At 45.6% G+C, this 25,514-nt stretch carries 28 protein-coding genes; 25 read left to right on the forward strand and 3 right to left on the reverse strand.

Annotation, left to right across the window (positions count from 1 at the left end; genetic code table 11):
- Nucleotides 1-2 precede the first annotated feature (2 nt).
- The 20 genes from lpxK (at nt 3) to pyrF (ending at nt 15,190) form a co-directional block, all read left to right on the forward strand.
- The gene (lpxK, locus tag P253_RS03330) at nt 3-1,019 is read left to right on the forward strand and encodes a tetraacyldisaccharide 4'-kinase (protein WP_016658225.1); all 1,017 of its coding nucleotides are present in this window, start codon (nt 3-5) and stop codon (nt 1,017-1,019) included.
- On the forward strand, nt 1,016-1,780 hold the full coding sequence (gene kdsB / locus P253_RS03335) for a 3-deoxy-manno-octulosonate cytidylyltransferase (protein ID WP_016658224.1): 765 nt from the start codon (nt 1,016-1,018) through the stop codon (nt 1,778-1,780). Before lpxK ends, kdsB begins: the two co-directional genes overlap by 4 nt.
- A gap of 8 nt (nt 1,781-1,788) precedes the next feature.
- Nucleotides 1,789-2,772 carry a DNA polymerase III, delta' subunit gene (locus P253_RS03340; protein ID WP_005177500.1) on the forward strand — a complete coding sequence of 328 codons (984 nt, stop codon included), beginning with the start codon at nt 1,789-1,791 and terminating at the stop codon, nt 2,770-2,772.
- Nucleotides 2,773-2,783: 11 nt separating this feature from the next.
- The gene (locus P253_RS03345) at nt 2,784-3,125 is read left to right on the forward strand and encodes a PilZ domain-containing protein (RefSeq protein WP_005177501.1); all 342 of its coding nucleotides are present in this window, start codon (nt 2,784-2,786) and stop codon (nt 3,123-3,125) included.
- A 29-nt stretch (nt 3,126-3,154) separates the two neighbouring features.
- The gene (locus P253_RS03350) at nt 3,155-3,928 is read left to right on the forward strand and encodes a TatD family hydrolase (RefSeq protein ID WP_005177502.1); all 774 of its coding nucleotides are present in this window, start codon (nt 3,155-3,157) and stop codon (nt 3,926-3,928) included.
- A gap of 59 nt (nt 3,929-3,987) precedes the next feature.
- Nucleotides 3,988-4,602: a TetR/AcrR family transcriptional regulator gene (locus P253_RS03355; RefSeq protein WP_016658223.1), complete on the forward strand. Its 615-nt coding sequence runs from the start codon at nt 3,988-3,990 to the stop codon at nt 4,600-4,602.
- 5 nt (nt 4,603-4,607) lie between these two features.
- Nucleotides 4,608-5,180: a prepilin-type N-terminal cleavage/methylation domain-containing protein gene (locus P253_RS03360; protein ID WP_016658222.1), complete on the forward strand. Its 573-nt coding sequence runs from the start codon at nt 4,608-4,610 to the stop codon at nt 5,178-5,180.
- Nucleotides 5,181-5,295: 115 nt separating this feature from the next.
- On the forward strand, nt 5,296-5,667 hold the full coding sequence (gspI, locus tag P253_RS03365; protein WP_225876427.1) for a type II secretion system minor pseudopilin GspI: 372 nt from the start codon (nt 5,296-5,298) through the stop codon (nt 5,665-5,667).
- On the forward strand, nt 5,664-6,299 hold the full coding sequence (gspJ, locus tag P253_RS03370; RefSeq protein ID WP_016658220.1) for a type II secretion system minor pseudopilin GspJ: 636 nt from the start codon (nt 5,664-5,666) through the stop codon (nt 6,297-6,299). Before gspI ends, gspJ begins: the two co-directional genes overlap by 4 nt.
- A gap of 32 nt (nt 6,300-6,331) precedes the next feature.
- Nucleotides 6,332-7,279, forward strand: coding sequence for a type II secretion system minor pseudopilin GspK (gene gspK / locus P253_RS03375; RefSeq protein ID WP_016658219.1), 948 nt, complete (start codon nt 6,332-6,334; stop codon nt 7,277-7,279).
- Nucleotides 7,280-7,426: 147 nt separating this feature from the next.
- Nucleotides 7,427-8,023: a 6-pyruvoyl trahydropterin synthase family protein gene (locus P253_RS03380; protein ID WP_005177512.1), complete on the forward strand. Its 597-nt coding sequence runs from the start codon at nt 7,427-7,429 to the stop codon at nt 8,021-8,023.
- A gap of 41 nt (nt 8,024-8,064) precedes the next feature.
- Nucleotides 8,065-8,778, forward strand: a complete 714-nt coding sequence (ung, locus tag P253_RS03385) for a uracil-DNA glycosylase (protein ID WP_016658218.1) — start codon at nt 8,065-8,067, stop codon at nt 8,776-8,778.
- Nucleotides 8,775-9,899, forward strand: a complete 1,125-nt coding sequence (locus P253_RS03390) for an enoyl-CoA hydratase/isomerase family protein (RefSeq protein WP_005177517.1) — start codon at nt 8,775-8,777, stop codon at nt 9,897-9,899. Before ung ends, P253_RS03390 begins: the two co-directional genes overlap by 4 nt.
- 3 nt (nt 9,900-9,902) lie before the next feature.
- Entirely contained in the window at nt 9,903-10,424 is a 522-nt protein-coding gene (gene tadA / locus P253_RS03395) for a tRNA adenosine(34) deaminase TadA (RefSeq protein ID WP_016658217.1), read from the forward strand.
- A 57-nt stretch (nt 10,425-10,481) separates the two neighbouring features.
- Nucleotides 10,482-10,913, forward strand: coding sequence for an SRPBCC family protein (locus P253_RS03400; protein WP_016658216.1), 432 nt, complete (start codon nt 10,482-10,484; stop codon nt 10,911-10,913).
- Nucleotides 10,914-10,940: 27 nt separating this feature from the next.
- A complete protein-coding gene (gene cmk / locus P253_RS03405; protein WP_016658215.1) occupies nt 10,941-11,624 on the forward strand; it encodes a (d)CMP kinase in 684 nt (227 codons plus the stop codon).
- 106 nt (nt 11,625-11,730) lie between these two features.
- Nucleotides 11,731-13,407, forward strand: a complete 1,677-nt coding sequence (gene rpsA, locus P253_RS03410) for a 30S ribosomal protein S1 (protein ID WP_005177527.1) — start codon at nt 11,731-11,733, stop codon at nt 13,405-13,407.
- Nucleotides 13,408-13,567: 160 nt separating this feature from the next.
- Entirely contained in the window at nt 13,568-13,873 is a 306-nt protein-coding gene (locus tag P253_RS03415; RefSeq protein ID WP_005177533.1) for an integration host factor subunit beta, read from the forward strand.
- Between the two features lie 25 nt (nt 13,874-13,898).
- Nucleotides 13,899-14,264: a lipopolysaccharide assembly protein LapA domain-containing protein gene (locus P253_RS03420; RefSeq protein ID WP_005177535.1), complete on the forward strand. Its 366-nt coding sequence runs from the start codon at nt 13,899-13,901 to the stop codon at nt 14,262-14,264.
- Between the two features lie 245 nt (nt 14,265-14,509).
- Entirely contained in the window at nt 14,510-15,190 is a 681-nt protein-coding gene (pyrF, locus tag P253_RS03425) for an orotidine-5'-phosphate decarboxylase (RefSeq protein WP_005177537.1), read from the forward strand.
- Nucleotides 15,191-15,259: 69 nt separating this feature from the next.
- On the opposite strand, the gene P253_RS03430 is transcribed toward pyrF, so the two are convergent.
- Together P253_RS03430 and P253_RS03435 are read right to left on the reverse strand one after the other, a co-directional pair.
- On the reverse strand, nt 15,260-16,168 hold the full coding sequence (locus P253_RS03430; protein WP_016658214.1) for a LysO family transporter: 909 nt from the start codon (nt 16,166-16,168) through the stop codon (nt 15,260-15,262).
- Nucleotides 16,169-16,209: 41 nt separating this feature from the next.
- A complete protein-coding gene (locus P253_RS03435) occupies nt 16,210-17,739 on the reverse strand; it encodes a flavin-containing monooxygenase (protein ID WP_016658213.1) in 1,530 nt (509 codons plus the stop codon).
- A 157-nt stretch (nt 17,740-17,896) separates the two neighbouring features.
- Here P253_RS03435 and P253_RS03440 point away from each other — a divergent pair, with 157 nt between their 5' ends.
- The 5 genes from P253_RS03440 to P253_RS03460 all read left to right on the forward strand — a co-directional run bounded on the left by P253_RS03440 (nt 17,897) and on the right by P253_RS03460 (nt 25,002).
- On the forward strand, nt 17,897-18,904 hold the full coding sequence (locus P253_RS03440) for an AraC family transcriptional regulator (RefSeq protein ID WP_016658212.1): 1,008 nt from the start codon (nt 17,897-17,899) through the stop codon (nt 18,902-18,904).
- An 83-nt stretch (nt 18,905-18,987) separates the two neighbouring features.
- Nucleotides 18,988-20,142, forward strand: a complete 1,155-nt coding sequence (zapE, locus tag P253_RS03445; RefSeq protein WP_005177549.1) for a cell division protein ZapE — start codon at nt 18,988-18,990, stop codon at nt 20,140-20,142.
- A 379-nt stretch (nt 20,143-20,521) separates the two neighbouring features.
- Nucleotides 20,522-22,687, forward strand: a complete 2,166-nt coding sequence (locus P253_RS03450) for a malate synthase G (RefSeq protein ID WP_005177554.1) — start codon at nt 20,522-20,524, stop codon at nt 22,685-22,687.
- A gap of 135 nt (nt 22,688-22,822) precedes the next feature.
- Entirely contained in the window at nt 22,823-24,265 is a 1,443-nt protein-coding gene (locus P253_RS03455) for an aldehyde dehydrogenase family protein (protein ID WP_016658211.1), read from the forward strand.
- Between the two features lie 68 nt (nt 24,266-24,333).
- The gene (locus P253_RS03460; RefSeq protein WP_005177558.1) at nt 24,334-25,002 is read left to right on the forward strand and encodes an SOS response-associated peptidase; all 669 of its coding nucleotides are present in this window, start codon (nt 24,334-24,336) and stop codon (nt 25,000-25,002) included.
- 23 nt (nt 25,003-25,025) lie between these two features.
- Here the strand turns inward: P253_RS03460 and P253_RS03465 are convergent, their stop codons facing one another.
- Nucleotides 25,026-25,490, reverse strand: a complete 465-nt coding sequence (locus P253_RS03465) for a MarR family winged helix-turn-helix transcriptional regulator (protein ID WP_005177561.1) — start codon at nt 25,488-25,490, stop codon at nt 25,026-25,028.
- Between the last annotated feature and the right edge of the window lie 24 nt (nt 25,491-25,514).

The raw sequence follows: 25,514 nt of genomic DNA on the forward strand, positions 1-25,514 counted from the left end.
CCATGTCATTTGCACAATTCATTCAGGACGCTTGGAACAAGCAAGCCAAATGGTTGGTTGTGCTACGGCCGTTGGCGCTGTTATATCGTGGTGGCAGTGTGCTGAATCAGAAGCTGTATGCTTCGGGGATGAAAGCAGCCTATACCGCACCAGTGCCGGTGATGGTGATTGGCAACATTACCGTAGGCGGTAGCGGCAAAACGCCGCTGCTGATTCATCTGGTTAATTATCTGCATAGCCTGAATGTGCGTGTTGGCGTAATTAGCCGCGGCTATGGCGGCAAAGGCCCATTCCCGGCCTATGTTGATTTTGAATCGACGCCGGACATGGTCGGCGATGAACCCTGTCTGATTGTACAATCTACCGGTGCGCCAATGGCGGTCGGTGCCAATCGTCAGCAGAGTATTGAATTGCTGCTGTCCAGACATGAACTGGACCTGATTATCAGTGATGATGGTTTGCAACATCTGGCGCTCAATCGCCAATTGGAATGGATTGTGCTGGACAATAACCGCGGTCTGGGCAATGAAAAAATTCTGCCTGAAGGTTATTTGCGAGAGCCGAAAAGCCGCCTGAATACAGCAACCGTGATTGAACATGCGGCACAGCCAAGTTCAGCGCTGAATATGCATCTGGAAGTGGCTGAGCCTTATTTACTTAATGCCATAGAGGGTAAGGTGTTTAATCCGCAAGAGGCTTTTTATGCCGTGGTTGGGATTGGTTTTCCGCAGCGTTTTTATCGCACCTTAGAGTCGATGGGCATCCAGCAATTCCAGTGCCACGAATTTCCAGATCATCATGATTATGAAATTGATGACTTGCAGTTTGAAGATCATCAACCGATTATTACCACCGAAAAAGATGCGGTGAAAATTTTGCCCTTGCTGAAACAGTATCCTGATTTTAACCGGGAAATCTGGGTGGTGCCGGTTGAAGCGGTATTGTCACCTGCTTGTTATCAGGTTTTGCATCAACAGTTAGCGCAGCTGGGTTTGACCCTGAATGAAGGACAGTTATGAAACACATCGTTATTCCTGCACGTTTTGCCAGTTCACGCTTACCGGGTAAGCCCTTACTTGAAATTCATGGCCGTCCCATGATTTTACGGGTGGTGGATCAGGCCAAAAAAGTCGAAGGTTTTGATGACTTATGTGTGGCGACAGATGATGTACGTATTGCCGATGTCTGCCGCGCTGAAGGGGTGGATGTGGTCTTGACTTCAGCAGATCATCCTTCCGGGACTGACCGTTTAAGTGAAGTAGCGCGAATCAAAGGCTGGGCCAGTGATGACATTATTGTCAATGTGCAAGGTGATGAACCTTTGTTGCCTGCGCAGCTGGTGAAACAGGTGGCGCAGCTCTTGGTCGATCAGCCAGGCTGTTCGATGTCGACACTGTGTGAACCGATTCATGCGCTGGATGAGTTTCAGCGTGATAGCATTGTCAAAGTGGTGATGTCCAAGCAAAATCAGGCTTTGTATTTTAGCCGTGCGACCATTCCTTATGATCGTGACGGGGCGAAAGATGCCGTGCCGCAATTGCATGATCAGGCTTATCGTCATTTGGGCCTGTATGCCTATCGGGTAAAACTGCTACAGGAATATGTGACCTGGGACATGGGTCTGCTGGAGCGTCTGGAAAGTCTGGAGCAACTGCGTGTGCTGGAAAATGGTCATCGGATTGCGATTGCCGTGGCTGAAGCCAATTTACCACCGGGTGTCGATACCCAGGAAGATCTGGATCGCCTGAATGCGCTTGATCTTGCGCATTTTGAATCGTAGAGCTGGCCATGCAGAATGAAGTGACTGCGCAGATTTATCCCTGGCAGCAAACAGTTTGGGATACACTAACGGGCAGATTTCCCCAGTTGGGCCATGGACTGCTGTTTTATGGTAAAAAAGGCTGTGGCAAAGAAGCTTTTGCGCAGCAGTTTCTGGCCTGGATTTTGTGCCAGCATCGTCATGAGCGCAATCTGCCCTGTGGCGAGTGCGGCAGTTGTCAATGGTTAAAATCAGATACGCATCCGAATTATGTTTATGTCACGATCGATGAAGAGAATAAAAAACAAAACGCGAAAATTAAGATCGAGAAGATCCGTGATTTATTACCATTTGTGCAACAAACCGTAGATGGCTGGCGGGTCATTGTGATTGAGCCGGCAGAAGCCTTGAATATTGCTTCTGCCAATGCCTTGCTAAAAACACTGGAAGAGCCGGGCGAGCGGGTGGTGATTATCCTGCTGGCCGATCATTACCTAAAGCTGCCCGCGACTATTCGCAGTCGTTTACAGCATTTTGCCCTTGACCGGATTGCTCCGGAACTGGCCCATGATTTTTTAAGCCAGCACTTGCCGGAGAGCAGCGAGCAGCAAAAACAGCTGCTGATGAATCTGTCCAATCAGATGCCGCTGCAAGCCATTCAGGTGGCCGAGCAGGACTGGTTCTTTAAGCGCGCCGACTTTGTACAGGACTGGCAAAAATTGGTCAGTCAGAAAAATATGCCGATGGCAATTGCAACCAAGTGGAATAAAGAGCTGAGTTTTAGTGAATTTGGTCAGATGTTTGAATACTTGTTGTCAGATTTGATTTGTGTCAAGCTAAATCAACCGGTGAAAAACATCGACCTGACACTAAGTGCGCTGGCCGAGCAGTATTCGCTGGAAGCATTATTTGATATTTATAGTGATATACAACAATCAAAACAGATGACAGAGCAGAATGTTCAAAGCAATCTGATTCTTGATCAGCTGTGTATAAAATTGATGAATCTTTAAGGGGAAACAGTATGCAGCCACGTATGGGCGGAATTATTCAGGCCAATATTCCAGATCTAGAAACGCTCTATTTAAGTTATATGCCCTATGTGGTCGATGGCGGACTGTTTATTCCTTCCAAGCAACCGGTGCAGATGGGCGAAGAAATCTTTGTACTGGCGACCTTGCCGGAACAATCACAAAAAATTCCACTGACCGGTAAAGTAATCTGGATTTCACAAAAACAGAATGGGGTGAAATTACAGGGCTTTGGTATTCAACTCAGTGGTGAAAAGGGTCTGTATTACAAAGCAGAAGCAGAAAGACTACTGGCAGGACTTAAGTCTTCAAATCGAAACAGTTACACTATGTAGTCTGTTCTAAGTTGTTGTAGGAAACGCCTGTGTTTGTAGATACGCATTGTCATTTAACCATGCTCGATTTAACTCCGTATGATGGAAATCTGGATCTGGCATTGGCGCAGGCGCGAGAAGCCGGCGTATCTAAATTTATGAGTATTTCGGTCGATCTGGATGACCATATCGAACTGGCAAAAATTGCCGCACGCCATGCAGATGTCGGTTATACCGTGGGTGTGCATCCTTGTGAAGATGCGGCCACCATGGCGCGTGCCACCACTGACTATCTGGTCGAGCTGGCACAACCGGAAAAAGTCTGGGCGCTGGGGGAAACCGGGCTGGATTATTATCACAGTACCGATTTTATTGCCGAGCAGAAAGACTGTTTTGCCAGACATATCCATGCCTCGCAAATCGTAAAAAAACCGGTGGTGGTACATACCCGTTCAGCCAAGCATGATACGGTTGATATTATCCGCGCGGAAAAATCAACCCATGGGATTTTGCACTGTTTTACCGAAGATTGGGAAACCGCCAAAGCGGTACTGGACTGCGGTTACTATGTCTCTTTCTCGGGTATTGTGTCTTTTAAAAATGCCCAGGATTTAAGGGATGTGGCCAAGCAGGTGCCACTAGATCGTGTCCTGATTGAAACCGATTCACCGTATCTGGCACCAATGCCATATCGTGGTAAATCAAATGAACCAAAATATGTTCCATATGTAGCCAAAGCCCTGAGTGATGTATATGATAAATCACTGGAAGAGATGGCTTTCATAACCATGCAGAATTTTGAAAACCTCTTGAACCAAAAGTAAAAATCTAGGATTTTTAAAACTGACCGATAAGTGCATAAGAGAGAGTTTATAGGGTGAAGATGGATCGTCAGGCTCAATTTCGAGCAAGAGAAACCTTAATTTTTCAAGTGGCAGAGCAATTGCTATTAGAAAATGGTGAAGCAGGGATGACGCTTGATGCCTTGGCCGCAGAATTGGACCTGGCCAAAGGCACGCTTTATAAACATTTCCAGAGTAAAGACGAGCTGTACATGTTGCTGATTATTCGTAATGAGAACATGCTGCTTGAAATGATCAAGGATGCTGAGAAAAAGTTTCCTGAACATTTGGCCTTCTTTATGCTGCATCACTTGCATCATCCAGAGCGTACGGTACTGTTCCATCAGATTGAAGAGCGCCTGTCGACTACCGGTATGGGCATCAACCATCTGTTTAACGAACTGTATCAGGTGCGTAAACAGCGCCTGCGTCTGATTATTCGCATGACCGAGCATTATCTGGAATCAATTCAGAGCAAAATGTCAGTGCGTGATTATCTGGCCTCGATCTGGTCATTGACGCACGGTGCGGCGGCCATTCTAAATTCCAGTTTTTACCAGCGTTATCTGGGTTCACGTGACACCTTGCGCGTGGCCTATATCGATCAGGCACTGGCCTTGCCGAAACAAGTTCAACATCTCGAACAGATCGTCTAAATCTCATGACTAGATCGCATCACTTCTCATCTGTTCGTGGTTTTACACTCATTGAATTGATGGTGGTGATTGTGGTCATGGCCATTGCCGCCTCACTGGTGCTGATGAATATTGGCGGGGTGGACCAGCGCAGCGCCATGCAGGCACGTGAAGTGTTTTTGATGGATGTGAAGAAGCTGCAACGCGAAGCGGACGATCAATCGCGTGTGCTGGCTCTAAATGTTCAAAATGCCACCGATGTGTCACCATTTCGTTATGAAGTTCTGGAATATTTGCCAGCAACCACCGCTACCGACAGTTCAAGCGTCATGCTCAGTCAAACCGCGACCCGCTGGCAAAAATATGCCGAATTTGAGATGCAAAGTTTGCCCGATGGAGTGAGCTTTCAGATCCAGCCTTTACAACACGGCTTTGAGAATGCGCAGAATGCCGCCTTGCTGCAAGGCGATGCCCCGAAACTGATCTGGCTCGGTAATGGCGAAATTAAACCGGTACGGATTCAGTTTTATTTCGAGCAGCTTCCGGTTGGGGCTGAAATCGAAATTGATCATCTGGGTAAGATCGTGAATGAAGAATAGATTATTTTCAGCCTTCTTATCGCCTGATCTGCAAAAACTGAGCCGGCTTTTTTCCAGCTGTTCAACATCCGCGTACCGATTACGAGCATATCCGCATCAGACCCGATTCAAGCGTATTGCCGGTTTTACCTTATTAGAAGTGATGGTGGCACTGGCGATTTTCGCTACAGCTGCCATGGCGCTGACTCAAGTGGCCATGCAATATACCCAGTCGACCTCTCATGCCATTTTAAGAACCAAAGCGCAGTTTGTGGCCTTAAACGAACAGGCATTAATGGAAATCCAGCAGGACTGGCTCACGGGTACGCAATCAAAACAGGTCACCCTGCAAGGTGAAAGCTGGCAAATTGATAAAAGCGCACAGCCCACCATTAGCCCGAATGTGCAGCGGGTAGAAGTGCAGGTCAGCTTATTTAACCTCGATACCGGTCAGGTTGAAGCCGGCATCACCCATTTGGTGTTTTTTAATCATCGGGCGGCGCAATGATTAAGGCTAAACGCGGATTTACCCTGGTCGAGCTGCTGGTGGCCATTGCCATCTTTGCGGTGCTGTCTGCCTTGGGCTGGAAAGTATTTGATTATCTGGTCAAGGTCAAAGACCGTAATCAGTGGCATGAACAGCAGTTAGAAGGACTGCAGAGTGCCTATCAACAAATCTTGCGTGACAGTATCCAGATTGTACCGCTGACCGCAAACATCAATAATGATATTCAGCCAGCTCTGGTACTACAAAACGGCCGTTTTAATTTTAGCAAGACCGGTGTGACCGATCCTTTGCAGCAGGGCATTGCCCCCACTGAACGGATTGAATATCAGTACCGGGCCGATGAACAAAAACTGTATCGTCTGAAATATGCCAATTTGCATCAGTCCGGGCAGGATCAGCCGGTTTCCAGCATATTGTTGGACAATGTTAGCCAGTTTCAGGTCAGTGTGCTGAATCCGCAGGAGCTGAGTAACTGGCCAGACGGCAGTATTGATTTAAATGATGATCAGCAAAAACGCAAACTGCCAAAAGGCATTAAAATAAATTTAACCGTACAAGATGTACAATATGAATGGATTTTTAGCCTGTTAAATACTGACTTCCTGAAATCAGACAATAAAACCACATCATAAGACAGGCAGTGAATGGGGTAATGGGACAGAACATGAAGCAGCAACAGGGTATTGCGCTAATCACCATTTTAATGATGGTGGCATTGGCCACCATTTTGGCGGCGACCATTGCCAAACGTCAGGCCTATACCGCAGAAAGTACCGCTTATTTAATGCGGCAGAACCAGTCCTTGCTCTATGCCAAAAGTGCCGAAGCCTTCTTTGCCGAATTACTCAAAGATGATGCTGAAAATGCTGCCGAGGTCGATCATCTACAAGAAAACTGGGCCCAGCCAATGCCAGCTTTTCCTGTCGAAGATGGTTTTGTGGCGGGTGTGTTGAGTGATGAATCGGGGAAGTTCAATTTAAATGCCTTGCTGAATGACAATGGCAATGTTAATGAAAATGCCAAACTGTATTTTGAACGGCTGCTGGTGCGTGTTGGCTTGCCTGCCCAAATCAGTGAAGCGGTAATTGACTGGCAAGATGCCGATGATTTACCCATCGGGCCGATGGGTGCCGAAAGTGGTTATTATCAGGGCCTACCTAATGGCTATTTACCTTCAAATTCCCTTTTTTATAGTGTCGAAGAACTGAAACAGGTGCGCGGCTTTGAAGAAGGACAATATCAGCTGTTGCTGCCTTATGTTAGTGCTTTGCCGAACCGCAGTACCAGTATCAACATCAATACGGCACCGGCCTTAGTGCTAGCCAGTATTGATGACAAGCTAGATGTCAATCAGATCCAGCAGCTGTTAGAACAGCGTCAGGCCAATCTGGAGCATTTTGCCAATACGCAGGAACTGTGGGAGCTGGATGCCTTTAAACAGGTTGATGCAGCCCTGAAAGCTCAGGTCGGTGCTTTACTGGGCGTGCAATCCAATTACTTTAAGGCAAAAATTGAAGTGATGCTGAGTGAACGCAAACGCCAGTTTAGTAGTGATCTGGTACGCGATAAAAAAACAGTTTATGTGGCTTATCGCAGCATGGCACCATTTTAAAATGCTGCGTTCTAGCGCAATTTTCACTGTGTATAAAGTGAGATAGGTTTTAGCTATCAAGTTAAACAGCAAATTTAATGCTTATTCCTTTAATTTTGCTTTATAATTAATAGTCGATTCACAAATAATCTGGCCTGATCGGGACACATGTTAATTCGTAAGTTATTTAAGTTTGAAAATGCTCATATTGTGCGTAACTGCACTTCAGACCGCTGTAAACGTTCAATACACGGCCATAGCTATAAAGTTGAGCTGTTACTTAAGGCAACGAAATTAGATCATGGTCAAATGGTCTATGATTTTGGCTTGCTAAAAGGTGTGATTAAAGAAATTTTTGATTCTTTCGATCATGCGATCTGTTTCTGGCAACAGGACAATCCGGATTATATTCAGGCCTGCCAAAACTTTAGTGCGCGCTGGGTCTCTTTACCGGTGTCGCCATCTGCCGAGCAGTTTTCCCGTATTTTCTTCTTTCTGGCGCAGCAGGTGCTGGCCTCAACCATCACCCAGAATGGTGAAGGTGATGTTGAAGTCTATTCGGTAATTGTGCATGAAACCGATACCGGTTATGCGCAAAGCTTTTTAGAAGATATTGAAAACGAACAAATGGGACGGCTTGCCCTGGATCAGATCGAGTTTTCAGCGCAGGTGCGTGCGGAATGGTCAGATCCCGAGATGTATGAAAAATTGAAACAGGGTATTAAATTCCAAAACCCAAGCGTAGATTTACAGGTTAAACTCTAATACACACATCCTGACATGGATATAAAGGATTTAATACAGGTATGTCTTTAACTGAACAGCAACACGAGAAACTGGAGAAGGTTCAGTTAGATGCGAGCTGGAAATATGCCCTGAGCGATTTTTTGCTGGGTGAGAAAATGGATGCCTTAAAAGCATTCCTACTCGAAGAAAAACAAGCCAATAAAGTGATTTATCCACCAAGTGGCTTAATTTTTAATGCACTAAATACCACGCCGCTAGAGCAGGTCAAAGTCGTTATTCTGGGCCAAGATCCTTATCATGGTCCGAATCAGGCACATGGCCTGAGCTTTTCTGTGCAGAGAGGGGTTGCATTACCGCCATCTTTACGTAATATTTTCCATGAGTTACATACCGACTTGGGGCTAGATATTCCCAAGCATGGCGATTTAACCCGTTGGGCGGAACAGGGTGTGCTGCTGTTAAACAGTGTCCTGACTGTTGAGGCTGCACAGCCAACATCGCATCAGAAGCGGGGCTGGGAAGAATTTACAGATCATGTGATTGATGTCCTAAATGAACAGCGTGAGCATATTGTGTTCATTTTATGGGGTGCCTATGCACAGCGTAAGGGACAACGCATTGATCCGAATAAACACTTAATCTTGAAAGCCGCACATCCGTCGCCGCTGGCGGCAAACCGTGGTGGTTTTTTTGGATGTAAAGTGTTTTCAAAAACAAATAATTACCTGAAACAACATGGCATTGAGCCTATAGACTGGCAGCTGGACGCATGACACAAACTCCCGTATTGAAACAGTATCATCCCGATTTAATTGTTGAAGAAGCACAAAATGGCTGGCGTATTGTTCGTTTGAACCGCCCAAAGTCGTTGCATGCACTGGATGAATCTATCGTGACTGCTTTACTGGAAGTCTTTCAGGACTTTCATACGGATGAGCAGGTGAAAGCCATTTGGCTTGACTCTACTACACCAAAAGCCTTCTGTGCCGGCGGAGATGTGCGCAAACTGCGTCAACTGGTGATTAATGACGAAGTTGAGGCCGCCAATAAATTCTTTGAACAGGAATATGCGCTGGATTTGTTGCTGCATAACTATGCCAAGCCGGTGCTGGTCTGGGGTGAAGGTTATGTGATGGGTGGTGGTCTTGGTCTGTTTATGGCAGCACCATTCCGTCTGGTAACCCCACATTCACGTCTGGCGATGCCGGAAATTAATATTGGTCTTTATCCAGATGTAGGTGCATCGCGCTTTCTGGCAGATCGGGGTGCTATTGGTCTGTTCACTGGTTTAACCGGTTCGATTATGACTGCCGCCGGCGCTTACGGAATTGGCTGGGCCACACATATCTGTGATGTCGCACGTGATGTGGTGTTGGACCGGATGATTAATATTGACTGGGATCATTATCCGGCCGGGGATTTCCGTGCTATTGATGATACCTTAAACAGTATGCACCGTCCGGTTGGACCAGGACCATTACAGAATTCGTTGGATGTAATTCATAGCGTGTGTCGTGGTGTCAACTTTGAACATGACTATGAAGCAATTGTCGGTTTAAGTGATGCGCGTAGCGACTGGCTGCGTCAGGCCAGTGAAAACCTGCAAAAAGGTTCACTGACAACTGCAGCCCTAAGCTGGTTATTATGGCAATGGGGCAAACAGGTGCATTCATGGAATGAAGTGTTTGAACTGGAAACCCAGATTTCGGCCTGGAAAATCAATCACCCTGACTTTGTTGAGGGTGTGCGTGCCCGTCTGGTCGATAAGGATTTATCTCCAGAGTGGAAGCAGGGCGCTGATCGCAGCCTAAAAGGTATTCTGGCCGATGATCCACCGGTGACGTCAATTCAAAGCTGGAATGACCTGCTGAAACGTCATGGTGTTATCAGCTGATTTATGTCTGATGTTGAAGCTTATTCTGATGAATACTGGATGCAGCATGCTTTTGAGCAGGCTGCATTAGCGGCCTCGCAGGGAGAAATTCCTGTCGGGGCAATTTTAGTCAGTCAGAACCAGATCATTGGGGCGGGCTATAATGCGCCCATTTCCCTGAATGATCCTACTGCGCATGCTGAAATTCTGGCGATTCGTCAGGCCTGTAGCCACATTGAAAATTATCGCTTGCCGGAAGATACCACGCTCTATGTTACGCTAGAGCCGTGTACCATGTGTGTGGGTGCACTGATTCATGCCCGGGTAAAACGGGTAGTATTTGGCACCACCGAGCCGAAAGCTGGTTCTCTGGTTAGTGCACGCCAATTGCTGGACAGTGGCTATTATAATCATCTGTTTGAATTTGAAGCGGGCTGTTTGCAAACCCAGTGTGCAGCCCAGTTGAGCGATTTTTTCAAGCTGCGTCGTGAGCAGAAAAGACAGCAAAAATTACAACAAAAGTCCTTAAATGATCAGAATCTTTAAAGCATTTTCCTCTACACTAAGCCGTGTATGTGATTGAATCCCTTTAGGAACAATAAAATGAACGCTATTCAAATTAAAAAAGAATTTAATGCGCCTGTAGCACAGGTATTTGAATTAATGTCGAAACATGCCACCTATAACACCGCTTTTGCACCTTTACAGGTTAAGCGTGTCAAGGATTCCGCTGATCCTGAACGCCCGGATGGTGTGGGTTCGGTGCGCCGGATGGGTTTTGGCCCGATTAAGCCTTTGCAGGAGCAGATTACGGTGCTCGAGCCAAATCAGCGGATTGAATATAAAATTATTAAAAATCCGTTGGTGAAACATCATTTGGGCGTGATTGAATTTGAGCCTGTGGCAGAAGATAAAACCCTGGTGACCTACCGGATTGAGCTGCAGGCACGCGCGCCTTTTGTTAGTAAACTCATTCTTGCCCAGTTGAAAACTGCAATTAAAATCGGTTTAAGTAAACTGGCTAAATCTGTATAAAAATCTGTAAATATGTCTGGAAACGCAATGACAGTTCAAATTATTACCATTGATGGGCCAAGTGGCTCGGGTAAAGGTACGCTTGCCGCCAAACTGGCTGCACATTATCAATTTCACTTGCTGGACTCAGGCGCGTTGTATCGTCTGCTCGGGCTGTCATTGCATAAGGCAGATTTGCTGGAAAGTCTGAGTAACGAACTAAGCAAATGCATCGAAATTGCAACAAATTTAGACATCAAATTTCAGAGCACAGCAACCGGCACTCAGGTCATGCTGGATGGCGAAGATGTCAGCCAGACCATCCGTACCGAACGTGTCGGAGAATATGCTTCAAAAGTAGCAGCAATTCCGGAACTTAGAACGGCATTGTTGGCCCGTCAGCGTGCTTTTGCCCAGGCGCCGGGGCTGGTAGCCGATGGTCGTGACATGGCCACCTCCATTTTTCCTGAAGCACAAGCCAAAATTTATCTGACTGCATCGGCAGAGTCGCGCGCGCAAAGACGTGTAAAACAGTTGCAGGGTATGGGGCTGGATGCTAAAATAAACGACATTTTAGCTAATATCGAAGCTCGCGACAAACGGGATATGGAGCGCGAAGTTGCTCCACTCAAGCCAGCGGTTGATGCTTACATCATTGACAGTTCAGATTTGAACATCGATGAAGTCTTTCAACTGATGACACGTTATGTCGATCAGCAATTAGCAAACTAAATTTATTCAGCGAATGCATAGCTTGATCAGTTTTATACGGACTATGTAAACGCTTAACTGAACCGGCCTTGTCTGATCCAAGACCGCTGACTTTATCGGAAATATCATGACCGAATCTTTTGCAGCCCTCTTTGAAGAAAGCGAATTAAACCTCAACGTTGAAAAGGGTGCTGTCATCCAAGGCGTTGTAGTAAGCATCGACTCTGATTGGGTAACAGTTGACACTGGCCTTAAATCTGAAGGTATTGTTGACCGTGCTGAATTCTTAAATGAACAACGTGAACTTGAAGTTCAAGTTGGTGATACTGTTGATGTTGTTGTTGAAGCTCTCGACAACGGTATGGGTCAAACAGTTTTATCACGTGAAAAAGCGAAACGTGCTGAAACTTGGACTAAACTTGAAAAAATCTTTGAAGACGGCGAAATCGTTACTGGTGTTATCTCTGGTAAAGTTAAAGGCGGTTTCACTGTTGACATCGGTCCAGTTCGTGCGTTCTTACCAGGTTCTTTGGTAGACACTCGTCCTATCCGTGACACCACTCACCTTGAAGGTAAAGAGTTAGAATTCAAAGTTATCAAGCTTGATGCTAAACGTAACAACGTTGTTGTTTCTCGTCGTGCTGTTATGGAAGCTGAATCTTCAGCTGACCGTGAAGCGCTTCTTGCTCAGCTTGAAGAAGGTCAAACAGTTACAGGTACGATCAAGAACCTTACTGATTACGGCGCCTTCGTTGACCTTGGTGGTATCGATGGTCTTCTTCACATCACTGACATGGCTTGGAAACGTATCAAGCACCCATCAGAAGTTGTTGAAGTTGGTCAAGAAGTTACTGTTAAAGTACTTAAGTTTGACAAAGAACGTAACCGCGTATCTTTAGGCCTGAAACAATTAGGCGAAGATCCATGGTTAGCGATCATGAGCCGTTATCCTAAAGGTTCTATCGTTAAAGCCCGCGTAACTAACTTAACTGACTACGGTTGCTTCGCTGAAATCGCTGAAGGCGTTGAAGGCTTAGTACACGTTTCAGAAATGGACCACACAAACAAAAACATCCACCCATCTAAAGTTGTTCAGATCGGTGACGAAGTTGACGTTATGGTTCTTGAAGTTGATGAAGAGCGTCGTCGTATTTCTCTTGGTATCAAACAAACTCGTGCTAACCCATGGGAAGAGTTTGCTAAGAACCACGACAAAGGTGAAAAAGTTTCAGGTACAATCAAGTCAATCACTGACTTCGGTATCTTCATCGGTTTACCAGGCGGTATCGATGGTCTAGTTCACTTGTCTGACATCTCTTGGAACGAACAAGGCGAAGAAGCGATTCGTCGTTACAAGAAAGGTGACACTGTTGAAGCGGTTATCCTGTCTGTAGACGCTGAAGGCAACCGTATCAGCCTTGGTATCAAGCAATTGAACAGCGATCCATTCAACGATTTCTTAGCTGCTAACGAACGCGGTGCGCTGGTTAAAGGTACTGTAACTGCTGTTGACGCGAAAGGCGCGACTGTTAAGTTGGCTGACGAAGTTGAAGCAACTCTGAAAGCATCTGAAATCAACCGCGACCGCGTTGAAGATGCAACTAAGTTCTTAGAAGTTGGTCAAGAAGTTGAAGCGAAAATCATCAACGTTGACCGTAAGTCTCGCTCTATCAACTTGTCTATCAAAGCGAAAGACGAAGCTGAAGAGAAAGAAGCAGTAGCTAACTTACGTCAAGCAACAGCTTCTCAAGACAATGGTCCTAAGACTATTGGTGATCTGATCAAAGCTCAGATGAACCACTAAGTGGCTGTGGAAAAGTATGATTAATGTAATTTAACTCTTACTTTTTACACAAATACTGTAAACGGTAGCGTAGTATTAACTTATTGCGCTACCGTTTTGTATTTAAACAGGTTATTATCGGTTTTGAGTTAAAGTAGCTTGATAATTAAAGAGGTCGCAGATGACTACTGAAGCACTTAATAAGTCTGACTTAATAGAGCGAATTTCCCTAAAAAATCCACATTTAGCGGAACCTTTAGTTGAAGAAGCTGTTAAGATTATGATTGATCAAATGATTGAATCACTGTCTGCAGATAACCGAATTGAAATTCGTGGATTTGGTAGCTTTGCATTACATCATCGTGAGCCACGTGTAGGTCGTAACCCGAAAACGGGCAAGTCAGTTAAAGTGGCGGCAAAAGCGGTACCTCATTTCAAACCAGGTAAAGCATTGCGCGATGCAGTGAACGCATCTGCAGAGAAATAATTAATTTATATCCTGAGGTGTGTTTATGCGTTACGTCTTAGTCGCATTATTGATTGTACTGTTTGGCTATTCATTGGCTCTGGTTTTACAAAACGGGACCGAGCTGTCGGTTGACCTTTTGTTCACTCAAGTTCCAGCCATGCGTTTGGGGTTGTTGTTATTACTGACCCTGGCATTGGGTGTTGTTGTTGGACTTTTACTGGGTGTGCAGATTTTCCGCGTATTCCAGACCAGCTGGGAAATCAAGCGACTGCGTAAAGATATTGACCATCTGCGCAAAGAGCAAATTCATACGGCACAGTTGGCAGCGGCTGAGGCAGCTGCAAATACGCGCCATGAAAAAACGGTAGTCGATATTCATCCGAATGATCGTTCATCTACACCTTTATAGTGGACGCTTGAATAAAGTTGAATGGCTTTTTTGAGGTCTGCAACTTGAAATATTTAACGCTTAAGAGCTGATCTCCTAAGCGTTTTTTTATGCAGCCATGTTTTGAAACGCTTAGTTTAATCCATAAGGTTTTATAAAGAAGCAGTTTAATTTAACTGCTTTGCTTATATTCAATAAAATTCACTTGGTTGCCAGATTTGAAATTCGTATAATGCTTTAATTTTGTCAGTTTTAAGGGTCTTCTCATGAGTATTATCGTTGCTTTAGATGCAAAAAGTCATTACGACGCAATGACAATTGCCGAGCAGCTAGACCCAGCCTTATGTCGGGTCAAGGTCGGTAAAGAGCTGTTTACCCATGAAGGGCCAGCAGTGGTCAAAGCACTGCAAGATAAAGGCTTTGAAGTTTTTCTGGATTTGAAATTCCACGATATTCCTAATACCACGGCTCAGGCGGTATGTGCGGCAGCAGACTTAGGGGTGTGGATGGTGAATGTGCATGCCTCTGGCGGCCGAAAAATGATGGAAACCTGTGTAGAGCGCTTAAAAGCAGGGAATTACAATACCCAGCTTATTGCGGTGACTGTTTTGACCTCAATGGGTCGTGAAGATTTACGTGATATCGGTTTAGATATTGAGCCATTTGAACAGGTGAAGCGTTTAGCCGCCTTAACCAAAGACAGTGGTTTAGATGGTGTGGTTTGTTCAGCGCAAGAAGCCAAGATGCTACGTGAAAGCTTGGGTCAGGAATTTGCTCTGGTAACGCCGGGGATTCGCCCTGAAGGTTCAGCTGCAGATGACCAGAAGCGTATCGTCACGCCTAAACAGGCGATGATGGATGGTTCAACACATCTGGTGATTGGTCGCCCAATTACCAAGGCGGAACATCCTCGTCAAATGCTTAAAGATATTCTAGCGACGTTGTAATCTCCCTAAACCCCCCTTTTCCAAAGGGGGACTCCTCCCTTTGTAAAGGGAGGTTGGAAGAGGTTAAATCTAAATCACTGCCAGAATACTGACCACGATAGGTGCCAATACTGACAACACAAAACCACTGACCATGGCATGAGGAATAAAGTCATTGCCACAGGCCTGTTTCACCATTGGTAAGGTCACATCCATCGCTGTAGCGCCGGCAGAAGAAATGGCCGCACGCGAATAACGCCAACCCATCAGATACATCAGCACAATCGCAAAGATTTCGCGGAATAAATCATTCATCAGGGCAATACTGCCCAGTTCAGCTGTACGCAGTTCACTAATTACAATCCCGCTCATGGAATAAAAGCCATAGCCTTGCGACAGCATGATCAGATCTTTTAGGGAAATGTGTGATAGCCAGAATAAGCAGAACAGCGCCCCTAAAATCGAGCCAACAATACAGCCCACTGGCACCAGCAGGATGTTCCAGTTTAACCAGGAGTGGTCAAGTGGCGCACGTGCGAGATCAAAACCAATCATTAGCATAAAGACCAGTAATAAATGCCAGGTACTAATATGTAAATTGAGCTGCCAATATTCACTGCCCAGATAAAGCAGATAACCAGCGGCTAAAGCAATGAAGGCATAACTGATATTGAGTAAGGATTGTAGTACCAGACTGAAGGATACGCGTCCTTGGCTGGGCTGAAAACCGGCCCATTTAAACAGGCCATAACAGCAGGCGAAAGCGCCGAGACTGGTGCTAAATGAAATCAGCATTGCGCTGGTTAAAATACGTTCCGGTTGAGGGATTTGGTTTAAAGTCTGGGTAAATTCAAGTGAAATGGCGATCAGTAGAATATAGCTGAAATAAGGTAACAGTTTCAGCATAAGCTGTTGCAGCCAGCGGGGAAACCGGGCTGCAAAGGCATAGCCGAGATAGAGACAAAATAGTAGCTGGAAAATAAGCCAAAAGGATTGCATCTATACTCGCCTAAAATCAATTCCTGCTTATTATGCCTGAATTAGCTGGCCAGCTGTTGTTTTGCACGTTTATTCAGTAAGCGATAATCAGCCGGATTCACTTTCTGGGTTTTTAACCAGTATTTCCAGGTATAGGTCGGCCAGAGGGCAAAGTTTTTACCACCATCTTGCTGATACCAGCTGACACAACCGGATTGCCAGATGGTCCCGGCCAGCATCTCCTGAACATAACGGTTATAGTCATCATGAACCTGATCTTTAATGACTATGGCATCGGTCTGGGTACGTTCGACCAGCTTGATCATCTGCAAAATATAGTCAACCTGTGCCTCAATCATAAACACTACGGAATTATGCGCCAGCACGGTATTGGGGCCTAGCAGCTGGAACAGGTTGGGAAAGCCTTTGGTGCAAATGCCATAATAACTTTCGGCGCCATCTTTCCAGGCCTGTTTCAGCTCCACGCCATGTTCACCGACACAATCAAACGATTTCAGATAAATGCGCGGATCGGTAATAAAACCGGTGCCATAAATCAGACAATCAATTGGGCGTTCTTTGCCATCTTTGGTGATGATGCTGTGTTCAGTCAGCTCCTGAATGGCATCAGTCACCAGTTCGACATTGGTGCGATTAAAGGTCGGATAATATTTATTGGAGACCAGAATACGTTTACAACCCATAATATAGTCAGGAATCAGCTTGGCGGCGATGCGTTTGTCCTTGACCTGATATTTTAAAAAGGCTTCGGCCAGTTTCTGGGTATATTTCATTACCCCCGGTTTTACAATCGGCACCACGCGAGATTCATTGGACCAGTACAGGCGGGCACGGTGCAGTTTTCTAAACCAGTCAAACTTTTTAAACAGCTTTTTTTCAAGCTGGCTATAGAGTCGCTCATCGCGTGGAATCACCCAGGCGGCGGTACGCTGAAACACATACAGCTGTCTGGTTTGCGGGGCAATTTCCGGAATATATTGAATGGCACTGCCGCCAGTACCAATTGAGGCGACATTTTTACCGTTTAAGTCGTATTGATGATCCCACTGCGATGAATGAAAGACCTTGCCTTTAAATTTTTCGATCCCCGGAATATGCGGAATTTGTGGCACATGCAAGGGTCCGGAGGCAAATACCACGTATTGGGCAATTAGCTTGCGCTGCTGATTGAGCTGTAAATGCCATTCGCAGTCCTGTTCCTGATAATGCGCAGACAGGACTTCAGTCTGAAACTGGCAATAATCTCTGAGCTGGAACTGATCGGTCAGGCCCTGAATATAGGCAAAAATCTCTGGCGCTTCGGCATAGCGTTTCGACCAGTCGGTTTTGGGCGCAAATGACAAGGAATACATATGCGATTGCACATCACAGGCCGCACCCGGATACTGGTTTTCCCGCCAGGTGCCACCAACCTCATTGGCTTTTTCCAGAATCATAAAATCGGTGATCTGTTGCTGCAGCAGGCGAATAGCCATCGCCAGGCCACCAAAACCGGCACCAATAATGGCAATTTTAGTTTTTTGAACAGCATGATTTGTAGAAAAATCATGATTTGACAATGCGTCATGCATAGTTGTATATCCTTTTCTTTTTATTTCTATGATTAGCATATAAGCGGGTCAGTGCAGATGCCATGATAGCACTGACAAAAAAATTGATATTTTCGGCAATTTAAAAATAGTGAATGATATAGTAAAACAGATACACAGACGTGACTCAAGCGCCCCTATGAAACGATCCATTCTCGGTCTCATGTACTTAATTCAAGGTATGCGAAATGCCGGAATTGATGTGGATGAGCGTTTGCAAAGTATCGGACTGCATGCAGATGCACTGGATGCCAGTTCGGTGATTCATCCGCGACTGGAACTGGATATTCTGAAGATTATTGGCGCCGGGGTGCGACCTGAGCAGGGTATTTTTATTGGCCAGCATTATGCACTGGCCGGTTATGGTCCCTTGCTGATGTTACTGGTGACCTCTGACACTATTGCGACCGCGATTGAAAAAGGCATTCAGTATCAGGGGCTGACTCATCTGACCGGGCAGCTAAAGCTGAAACATGAAGCAGATCGGGTGGCGCTGCAATATCTGCCGAATGATCTGGATAGCGATTTGGGTATGCTGCGGGCGCAATGTGAAATTTCCGGGACTTTCAAGTTTATTCAGGATCTTTACAAGATGATGAGCCTGAATGTGCCGCAAATCCGTATTGAACTGCCATTTGCACGTCCAGATCAGGCACAGGCCCTGGTGGCTTATCATGACTATTATGGTCATGACTTGTGTTTTGGCCATGACCATGCAGCGTTCTGGTTCGAGCAGTCGGTGCTGGAAGTGAAAATTCCATCCGCCGATTCAATTACCTTTAAGACCTTTGAAGAAAAGTGTATTGAAGAGCTGCAGCGCTTAAAACTGGATGATCAGGCACCGACCTTGGTGCAGCGGGTCAAAGATTATCTGGAATTGCAGCAGGGCGTGATGCCGACCATGGCCGAAACCGCGCAGGCCTTACAGATTCCAGAGCGCACCTTGCGTCATCAGTTACAGCAGCTGAACACCAGTTATAAACAGATTCGTGAAGATTTAATTAAAGACAAGGCATTGAGATTAATTGAATATCAAGCTTATTCAATTGAAATGATTGCAGAGTTACTGGGTTATTCAGAACCTGCGGCCTTTAATCATGCCTTTAAACGCTGGTTTGGACAAAGTCCGCGCCAGTATAGGAAATAGCCTAAGCATTTTAAACCCAAAGTGGTATATTGTGCGGCGGTTATCTTCGTTATCATTTATTAACCCCAAAAGTACTGAATAATATGTCTGACTTCAACTCATCCCACAACACAGCATATACTCCATTGTCTCCGGCAGAACGCTATGCACAGGCGTTGGCGTCGGGGCAGTTCATGCCAGATGAAGCACAGGCCGAAGCGGTACACGAGCTGGATCGGGTGTGGCAAGAGTTAATTCAGCGTTATAAAGCCTCGAAAAAGGCCTTTCGCCGTTTTCGTCGTCAGACATCTCCGCGCGGTGTGTATATGTGGGGTGGGGTTGGACGCGGTAAAACCTGGCTGATGGACCAGTTCTATGAATCAATTCCGTTTCGCCGCAAAATCCGTATGCACTTCCATCACTTTATGCAGCATGTGCATCGTGAACTGAACAAACTGTCAGGGCAGCGTAACCCCCTCGATACAGTGGCTGACCAGATTTATAAAGATGCGGTAATTATCTGTTTTGATGAATTCTTTGTATCTAACGTGACTGATGCCATGATTCTCAGCGACCTGTTCCAGAAGCTGTTTAATCGCGGCATTACTTTGGTGGCCACCTCAAACATCGCGCCAGATGGCTTGTATAAAAATGGTATTCACCGTGACCGCTTTATTCCAACCATTGAAATGGTGAAAAAGAACTGTGCCATTTTAAATGTCGATGCAGGAGTGGATTACCGTTTACGCGTGTTAAAACAGGCGCAACTGTTTAAATCACCGCTGACGCATGACCATAATGTCTGGATGGCGCAGCGTTTTGATGCGCTGACTCATACCCAAACCCATTCGGATGAGCCCATTACCATCAACAACCGTTTAATTGAAACGGTGGCGCATACTGAAGATGTGTTGTGGTGTGAATTCTCGGAAATGTGCCTGAAACCGCGTAGCCCAGCTGACTATATTGAAATTGCCAACCTGTACAATACCGTGCTGGTCAGTAATGTGCCGCATTTAACCGATTATCTGGCCGATGGTACACGCCGTTTTATTTATCTGGTCGATGAGTTTTATGATCGTGGCGTAAAGCTGCTATTAACTTCAGAAGATTCGATTATTGAACTTTACCAAGGTGAAAAACTGGCCTTTGAAATTGAACGGACGCGTTCACGTTTGCTGGAAATGCAGTCAGATGATTATTTACATGCAGCGCATCGTCAGATTTCAGCTGCGGGTGCATCGACTGAAGCATCTTAATACTGAATTCGACATATTTAAAAAGCGTCCAACCGGGCGCTTTTTTTGTAGCAAAAAATCTTTGCTGCTTTTATCGACATTTTGTTCAATTCATGGCTTAATCTTGGCTAATAATAAAACCCGGAAGGGCTGAAGTGCCGAATTTTCTTTACAATTCTGAACTTAAGTCTAATTCCGACATTTCAAAAACTTTATACACTGTAGGTTATATATTTCGCTTAATGATAATGTCACATCCTAAGATTATTTTATTTTTAAATAGCAACATTTATTTAATAAAAAATGATCACTATTTAGCAATGTGATAATACTATTCAGCCAAATATAAATCGGTATACTAGAATCTCTTGTATAAAAAGTAGCAATATCAGGAAAGACAATGACTGCACGTATTCAAAAAGGCAAGTTAGCGATTGCTAAAGAACTTTACGATTTCATCGAAAATGAAGCATTACCAGGTTCTGGTTTAGACAGTGACACCTACTGGAAAAACTTTGAGCAAGTCGTTGTCGACCTTACGCCTAAGAACAAGGCATTGCTTGCCAAACGTGATGATCTGCAAGCGAAGATTGACGAATGGCATCGCAATAACACATTTGAACTAGAAGCTTACAAAGCCTTCTTGTCTGAAATTGGCTACTTATTACCAGAAGTAGAAGATTTTCAAATTACGACTGAAAATGTAGATGAAGAAATTGCATTACTGGCAGGCCCACAGTTAGTTGTCCCTGTACGTAATGCGCGTTACTGCCTGAACGCAGCCAATGCACGTTGGGGTTCTCTATATGACGCACTATACGGCTTTGACGTAATCTCTGAAGAAGATGGCGCAGAAAAAGGCAAAGGCTATAACCCGAAACGTGGTGAGAAAGTTATCGCATTCGCGAAAAACTTCCTGGATGAAACTTTCCCGTTGGCGCAAGGTTCACACGCAGATGCAACAAAATATGCGGTTGAAGGTAATGCACTCGTTGTTAGCCTGAAAGATGGCTCAACTACGACTGTTGCAGATGCTGCTAAATTTGTCGGTTATAATGGCGAAGCGGCTGCACCAACTGAAGTTGTGCTGAAAAATAACGGCCTGCATGTCATCATCCAGATTGATGCCAACAGCCCAATTGGCCAAACTGATGCTGCTGGTGTTAAAGACGTAGTTCTTGAAGCTGCAGTAACAACAATCCAAGACTTGGAAGACTCTGTTGCAGCGGTTGATGCTGAAGAAAAAGTAGAAGGCTACCGTAACTGGTTAGGCCTGATGAAAGGTACACTGGAAGAGTCGATTGAGAAAAATGGTAAAACCATTACCCGTAAACTCAATGCTGACCGTACCTTCAAAAATGTTGAAGGCGGTGAAACCAAGGTTCATGGCCGTTCATTGATGCTGCTTCGTAACGTAGGTCACTTGATGACCAACCCGGCGATTCTGGTCGATGGTGAAGAAATTTATGAAGGCATCATGGATGCATTGGTAACACCTCTGCTTACCGTGGCTGACATCCGCGGTGAAAACACGATCAAGAACTCGCGTAAAGGTTCAATGTACATCGTGAAGCCAAAAATGCATGGTCCAGAAGAAGTGGCATTTGCAGTTGAGTTGTTTGAACGTGCTGAACAGGCGCTAGGCTTACCTGCGAAGACTTTAAAAATTGGTATCATGGATGAAGAACGTCGTACTTCTGTGAACCTGAAGAACTGTATTGCACAGGCGAAAGACCGTACCATCTTCATTAACACAGGCTTCATGGATCGTACTGGTGACGAAATCCATACCTTCATGGAAGCGGGTCCATTCGTTCGTAAAGGCGAAATCAAAGGTCAAAAATGGTTCCCGGCGTACGAAAACCGTAACGTGATGGTCGGTCTGCAAACCGGTTTACGTGGTAAAGCACAGATTGGTAAAGGCATGTGGCCTAAACCAGACATGCTGCTAGACATGTACAAAACCAAGACTGAACATCCAGAAGCGGGCGCAAGCTGTGCATGGGTTCCATCACCAACAGGTGCAGTGGTTCACGCGATTCACTACCATCAAATTAATGTTGCGAACCGTCAGCAGGAACTGCTTGCGACTGAAGCGCTGCCATTAGATGACCTGTTAACGCCACCACTGGCAACAGACACCAACTGGTCTGACGAAGAGAAACTGAAAGAGCTTGAAAATAACTGTCAGGGTATCCTAGGTTATGTGGTTCGTTGGGTTGACCTGGGTGTGGGCTGTTCGAAAGTTCCAGACATCAACGATGTTGGCCTTATGGAAGACCGCGCAACTTTACGTATTTCTTCTCAGCACGTTGCTAACTGGTTACGTCACGGTATCGTCACGCGTGCACAGGTTGAAGAAGTGATGCAACGTATGGCGAAAATTGTGGATGAGCAAAATGCCAACGATCCACTGTACACGCCAATGGCAGCAGACTTTGCCAACAACGTTGCATTCCAGGCAGCGTCTGACCTGATCTTCAAAGGTGGCGAGCAGCCAGCAGGTTATACCGAGCCGCTATTGCACGCAGCACGTTTAAAATTAAAAGGCTATACAGGTGACTAATCCTGAATTTGCCTGATCTAAAAAAGCCTTCTTCGGAAGGCTTTTTTTATGGCAATAATTACACACCGAATAGCACTAGAACTTTCTGTGCAGACCTTTTAGAGTGAGGAAAATCATCAAAATCTGGAAGATGTTATGGGCGCGTATCAATTTCTTGATCAACAGTTTATTGCCGGTGAATGGATCAAGGGCACTTCAACCCGAATCCTGGACAATCTGAATCCTTATACCCAAGAAAGCATTTTAAAATTACAAGGTGCCAGTATTGTCGATGTTGACAGTGCCTATGCGGCGGCTTTTGAGTATGCCGCAAAGTGGGCAGACAGTTCAGCTGAAGCGCGAAAAAATCTGCTGCTGCGTGTGATTGAGATTATTCAGGCGCGTCGGGAGGAAATTATCGACTGGCTGATTCAGGAATCGGGCAGTACCCGTTTAAAAGCCAATATTGAAGTCGATGCTGCAATAGGCATTTTAAAAGAAAGCTCGACTTTCCCGGAGCGTATGTTAACTCAGGAACTACCATCTCCCGATTCGACCCGTCAAAGCTATGCGGTACGTAAACCACTGGGCGTGGTGGCGGTAATTAGCCCATGGAATTTTCCTTTTCATTTAAGTATGCGTTCGGTGGCGGCGGCGTTGGCACTGGGCAACACTGTGGTACTGAAACCGGCCAGTGATACGCCAATTACCGGTGGCTTGCTGCTGGCGAAACTGTTTGAAGAAGCCGGTGCACCAGTGGGCAGCCTTAGTGTGCTGGCAGGTGCAGGTAGTGAAATTGGTGATTATTTTGTGGAACATGAAGTGCTGAAACTGATTTCCTTTACTGGTTCCACCGAAGTGGGCAAGCGCGTAGGGCAATTGGCAGTGGGCAGTCCGAATTTAAAACGGCTGGCGCTGGAGCTGGGCGGAAACGCACCTTTGGTGGTGCTGGATGATGCCGATCTGGACTTGGCGGTAGAACTGGCGGTGATGGGGCGCTTTTTGCATCAGGGGCAGATTTGCATGAGTACCAACCGCATTATTGTTGATGCAAAAGTGCATGACAGTTTTGTCGGTAAACTGGTTGAACGCAGTAAAAGCATTCCTTTTGGTGATCCGAATGAAGATACTACAGTGATTGGCCCAATTATTAACCGCGATCAGGTGCAGAAGATTCAGCATATTATCCAGCAAGGACAAGAGGCTGGCGCGACGCTGGTACTGCAAGGTGCCACGCGCGGTCATGTGATTCCACCGCATATTTTTATTGATGTTGACCCGGCGTCGAGTCTGGCGCAAGAAGAAAGTTTTGGGCCGGTACTGCCGGTGATTAAAGCGCAAAATGAAGCTGAAGCACTGATGCTGGCCAATGCCACACGTTTTGGCTTATCGAGCGCGGTCTGTAGCGCCAATATTGAACGTGCCAAAGCCTTTGCCTTAAAAATTGACGCTGGGATGACGCATATCAATGCCATTACCGTGGCGGATTATCCGAATGCGCCTTTTGGTGGCGAGAAAAATTCCGATCTGGGGCGTTTTAATGGTCAATGGGTCTTAGAAGAGTTTTGTCGCACCCACTGGTTAACGCTACCTAGTTAAAGCGTAGGCGCAACTTAACCGCCTGAAGGCGTATAATAGAGCTGTCTAAACTGAGCAGCCATATTGCCATGTGTGCCAACTTTAAACCGCTTACGCCACAACAGCGACAGGATTTAAATCTCCCGGATATTCCTTTTGAATATGAAGATGAGGTCTATCCGGGCTATCACTTGCCGTTGCTGTTCAAATCTGAACAGGGACTGGAATGGCGTAAGGTGATGTTTGGTTTGGTACCCAAATGGGCGGAAGATAAGAGCATTGCCCATAAAACCTATAATGCCCGTAATGAAACCCTGTTACAGAAACCCAGCTTTCAGGAAGCGGTGCTGAAACGCAAGTTTGGGGTCATTCCGGTAACGGAGTTTTATGAGTCCAAATATATTGACAATAAACCGCAGCGCTGGGGCGTGCGCCGTAAAGATGGGCAGGCATTTTATATTGCGGCTTTATATGAAATTTGCAAAATTCAGGATGAGATTATTCGTTCCTGCACCATGATTACCATGGATGCAATTGACCATCCAATGATGAAAGACTTTCATGAGCCGGGCAATGTAAAACGTTCGGTAATTGTGATTCCACATGCACGTTTGCAGGAATGGCTTGGTCAAACTCAGCCGGATATTCAGCGTTTTGTCGAAGGCTTTCCGGTTGAAGAGTTTGAATGTTCGCATGTGCCAAAAATAAAAATCGAAAAAGTTAGTCCCCAACTGAACTTTTTCGATTCTTTGTCATAAGCAGTGTGCAGAATGCTGGATGATTAACGCGATAAGTTATTAAAAATATGACGCAAACTGTCCATCATTTTTTCAATCTGTAGCGGGGTTAAACCTTCAAAGGACTGTTCCAGTACCACACCGGTCAGGTCATTGATTTTTTCGGTCATGGCATGGCCCTGATCGGTCAAAATAACCCGGGTGATGCGTGCATCATCTTCACAGGAGTAGGTTTCCACCAGGCCTTCTTCTTTCAGGCGATAGACAATTTTGGTGGTGGTCGACATCTTTGATACCACCATGTCTGACAGGTCGGAAACGCTGGCATTCGGTTTGGCTTTTAGCGCAATCAGAATGCGGCGGCGTGAGTTATCCAGACCATATTTCTTGAGTGCATGATCGACATTTAACACATATTGAGCATGGACTTGGGTTACCCAGTAATAAGGAAACTGCTCAATATTGAAGTCTTCAGTAGAAGGCAGAAATTTGGAATATTTCTTGGTCATTTAGTTATTCCTTGCATTTTTAAT

The sequence above is a fragment of the Acinetobacter indicus CIP 110367 genome, from assembly GCF_000488255.1.
GTDB classification, from domain to species: Bacteria; Pseudomonadota; Gammaproteobacteria; order Pseudomonadales; family Moraxellaceae; genus Acinetobacter; species Acinetobacter indicus.

Excerpts from the sequence above, each read along its gene's own strand:
- lpxK (WP_016658225.1), top strand. The coding sequence starts at position 3 with ATGTCATTTGCACAATTCATTCAGGACGCTTGGAACAAGCAAGCCAAA.
- kdsB (WP_016658224.1), top strand. The coding sequence starts at position 1,016 with ATGAAACACATCGTTATTCCTGCACGTTTTGCCAGTTCACGCTTACCG.
- P253_RS03340 (WP_005177500.1), top strand. The coding sequence starts at position 1,789 with ATGCAGAATGAAGTGACTGCGCAGATTTATCCCTGGCAGCAAACAGTT.
- P253_RS03345 (WP_005177501.1), top strand. The coding sequence starts at position 2,784 with ATGCAGCCACGTATGGGCGGAATTATTCAGGCCAATATTCCAGATCTA.
- P253_RS03355 (WP_016658223.1), top strand. The coding sequence starts at position 3,988 with ATGGATCGTCAGGCTCAATTTCGAGCAAGAGAAACCTTAATTTTTCAA.
- P253_RS03360 (WP_016658222.1), top strand. The coding sequence starts at position 4,608 with ATGACTAGATCGCATCACTTCTCATCTGTTCGTGGTTTTACACTCATT.
- gspJ (WP_016658220.1), top strand. The coding sequence starts at position 5,664 with ATGATTAAGGCTAAACGCGGATTTACCCTGGTCGAGCTGCTGGTGGCC.
- gspK (WP_016658219.1), top strand. The coding sequence starts at position 6,332 with ATGAAGCAGCAACAGGGTATTGCGCTAATCACCATTTTAATGATGGTG.
- P253_RS03380 (WP_005177512.1), top strand. The coding sequence starts at position 7,427 with ATGTTAATTCGTAAGTTATTTAAGTTTGAAAATGCTCATATTGTGCGT.
- ung (WP_016658218.1), top strand. The coding sequence starts at position 8,065 with ATGTCTTTAACTGAACAGCAACACGAGAAACTGGAGAAGGTTCAGTTA.
- P253_RS03390 (WP_005177517.1), top strand. The coding sequence starts at position 8,775 with ATGACACAAACTCCCGTATTGAAACAGTATCATCCCGATTTAATTGTT.
- tadA (WP_016658217.1), top strand. The coding sequence starts at position 9,903 with ATGTCTGATGTTGAAGCTTATTCTGATGAATACTGGATGCAGCATGCT.
- P253_RS03400 (WP_016658216.1), top strand. The coding sequence starts at position 10,482 with ATGAACGCTATTCAAATTAAAAAAGAATTTAATGCGCCTGTAGCACAG.
- cmk (WP_016658215.1), top strand. The coding sequence starts at position 10,941 with ATGACAGTTCAAATTATTACCATTGATGGGCCAAGTGGCTCGGGTAAA.
- rpsA (WP_005177527.1), top strand. The coding sequence starts at position 11,731 with ATGACCGAATCTTTTGCAGCCCTCTTTGAAGAAAGCGAATTAAACCTC.
- P253_RS03415 (WP_005177533.1), top strand. The coding sequence starts at position 13,568 with ATGACTACTGAAGCACTTAATAAGTCTGACTTAATAGAGCGAATTTCC.
- P253_RS03420 (WP_005177535.1), top strand. The coding sequence starts at position 13,899 with ATGCGTTACGTCTTAGTCGCATTATTGATTGTACTGTTTGGCTATTCA.
- pyrF (WP_005177537.1), top strand. The coding sequence starts at position 14,510 with ATGAGTATTATCGTTGCTTTAGATGCAAAAAGTCATTACGACGCAATG.
- P253_RS03430 (WP_016658214.1), bottom strand. The coding sequence starts at position 16,168 with ATGCAATCCTTTTGGCTTATTTTCCAGCTACTATTTTGTCTCTATCTC.
- P253_RS03435 (WP_016658213.1), bottom strand. The coding sequence starts at position 17,739 with ATGCATGACGCATTGTCAAATCATGATTTTTCTACAAATCATGCTGTT.
- P253_RS03440 (WP_016658212.1), top strand. The coding sequence starts at position 17,897 with ATGAAACGATCCATTCTCGGTCTCATGTACTTAATTCAAGGTATGCGA.
- zapE (WP_005177549.1), top strand. The coding sequence starts at position 18,988 with ATGTCTGACTTCAACTCATCCCACAACACAGCATATACTCCATTGTCT.
- P253_RS03450 (WP_005177554.1), top strand. The coding sequence starts at position 20,522 with ATGACTGCACGTATTCAAAAAGGCAAGTTAGCGATTGCTAAAGAACTT.
- P253_RS03455 (WP_016658211.1), top strand. The coding sequence starts at position 22,823 with ATGGGCGCGTATCAATTTCTTGATCAACAGTTTATTGCCGGTGAATGG.
- P253_RS03460 (WP_005177558.1), top strand. The coding sequence starts at position 24,334 with ATGTGTGCCAACTTTAAACCGCTTACGCCACAACAGCGACAGGATTTA.
- P253_RS03465 (WP_005177561.1), bottom strand. The coding sequence starts at position 25,490 with ATGACCAAGAAATATTCCAAATTTCTGCCTTCTACTGAAGACTTCAAT.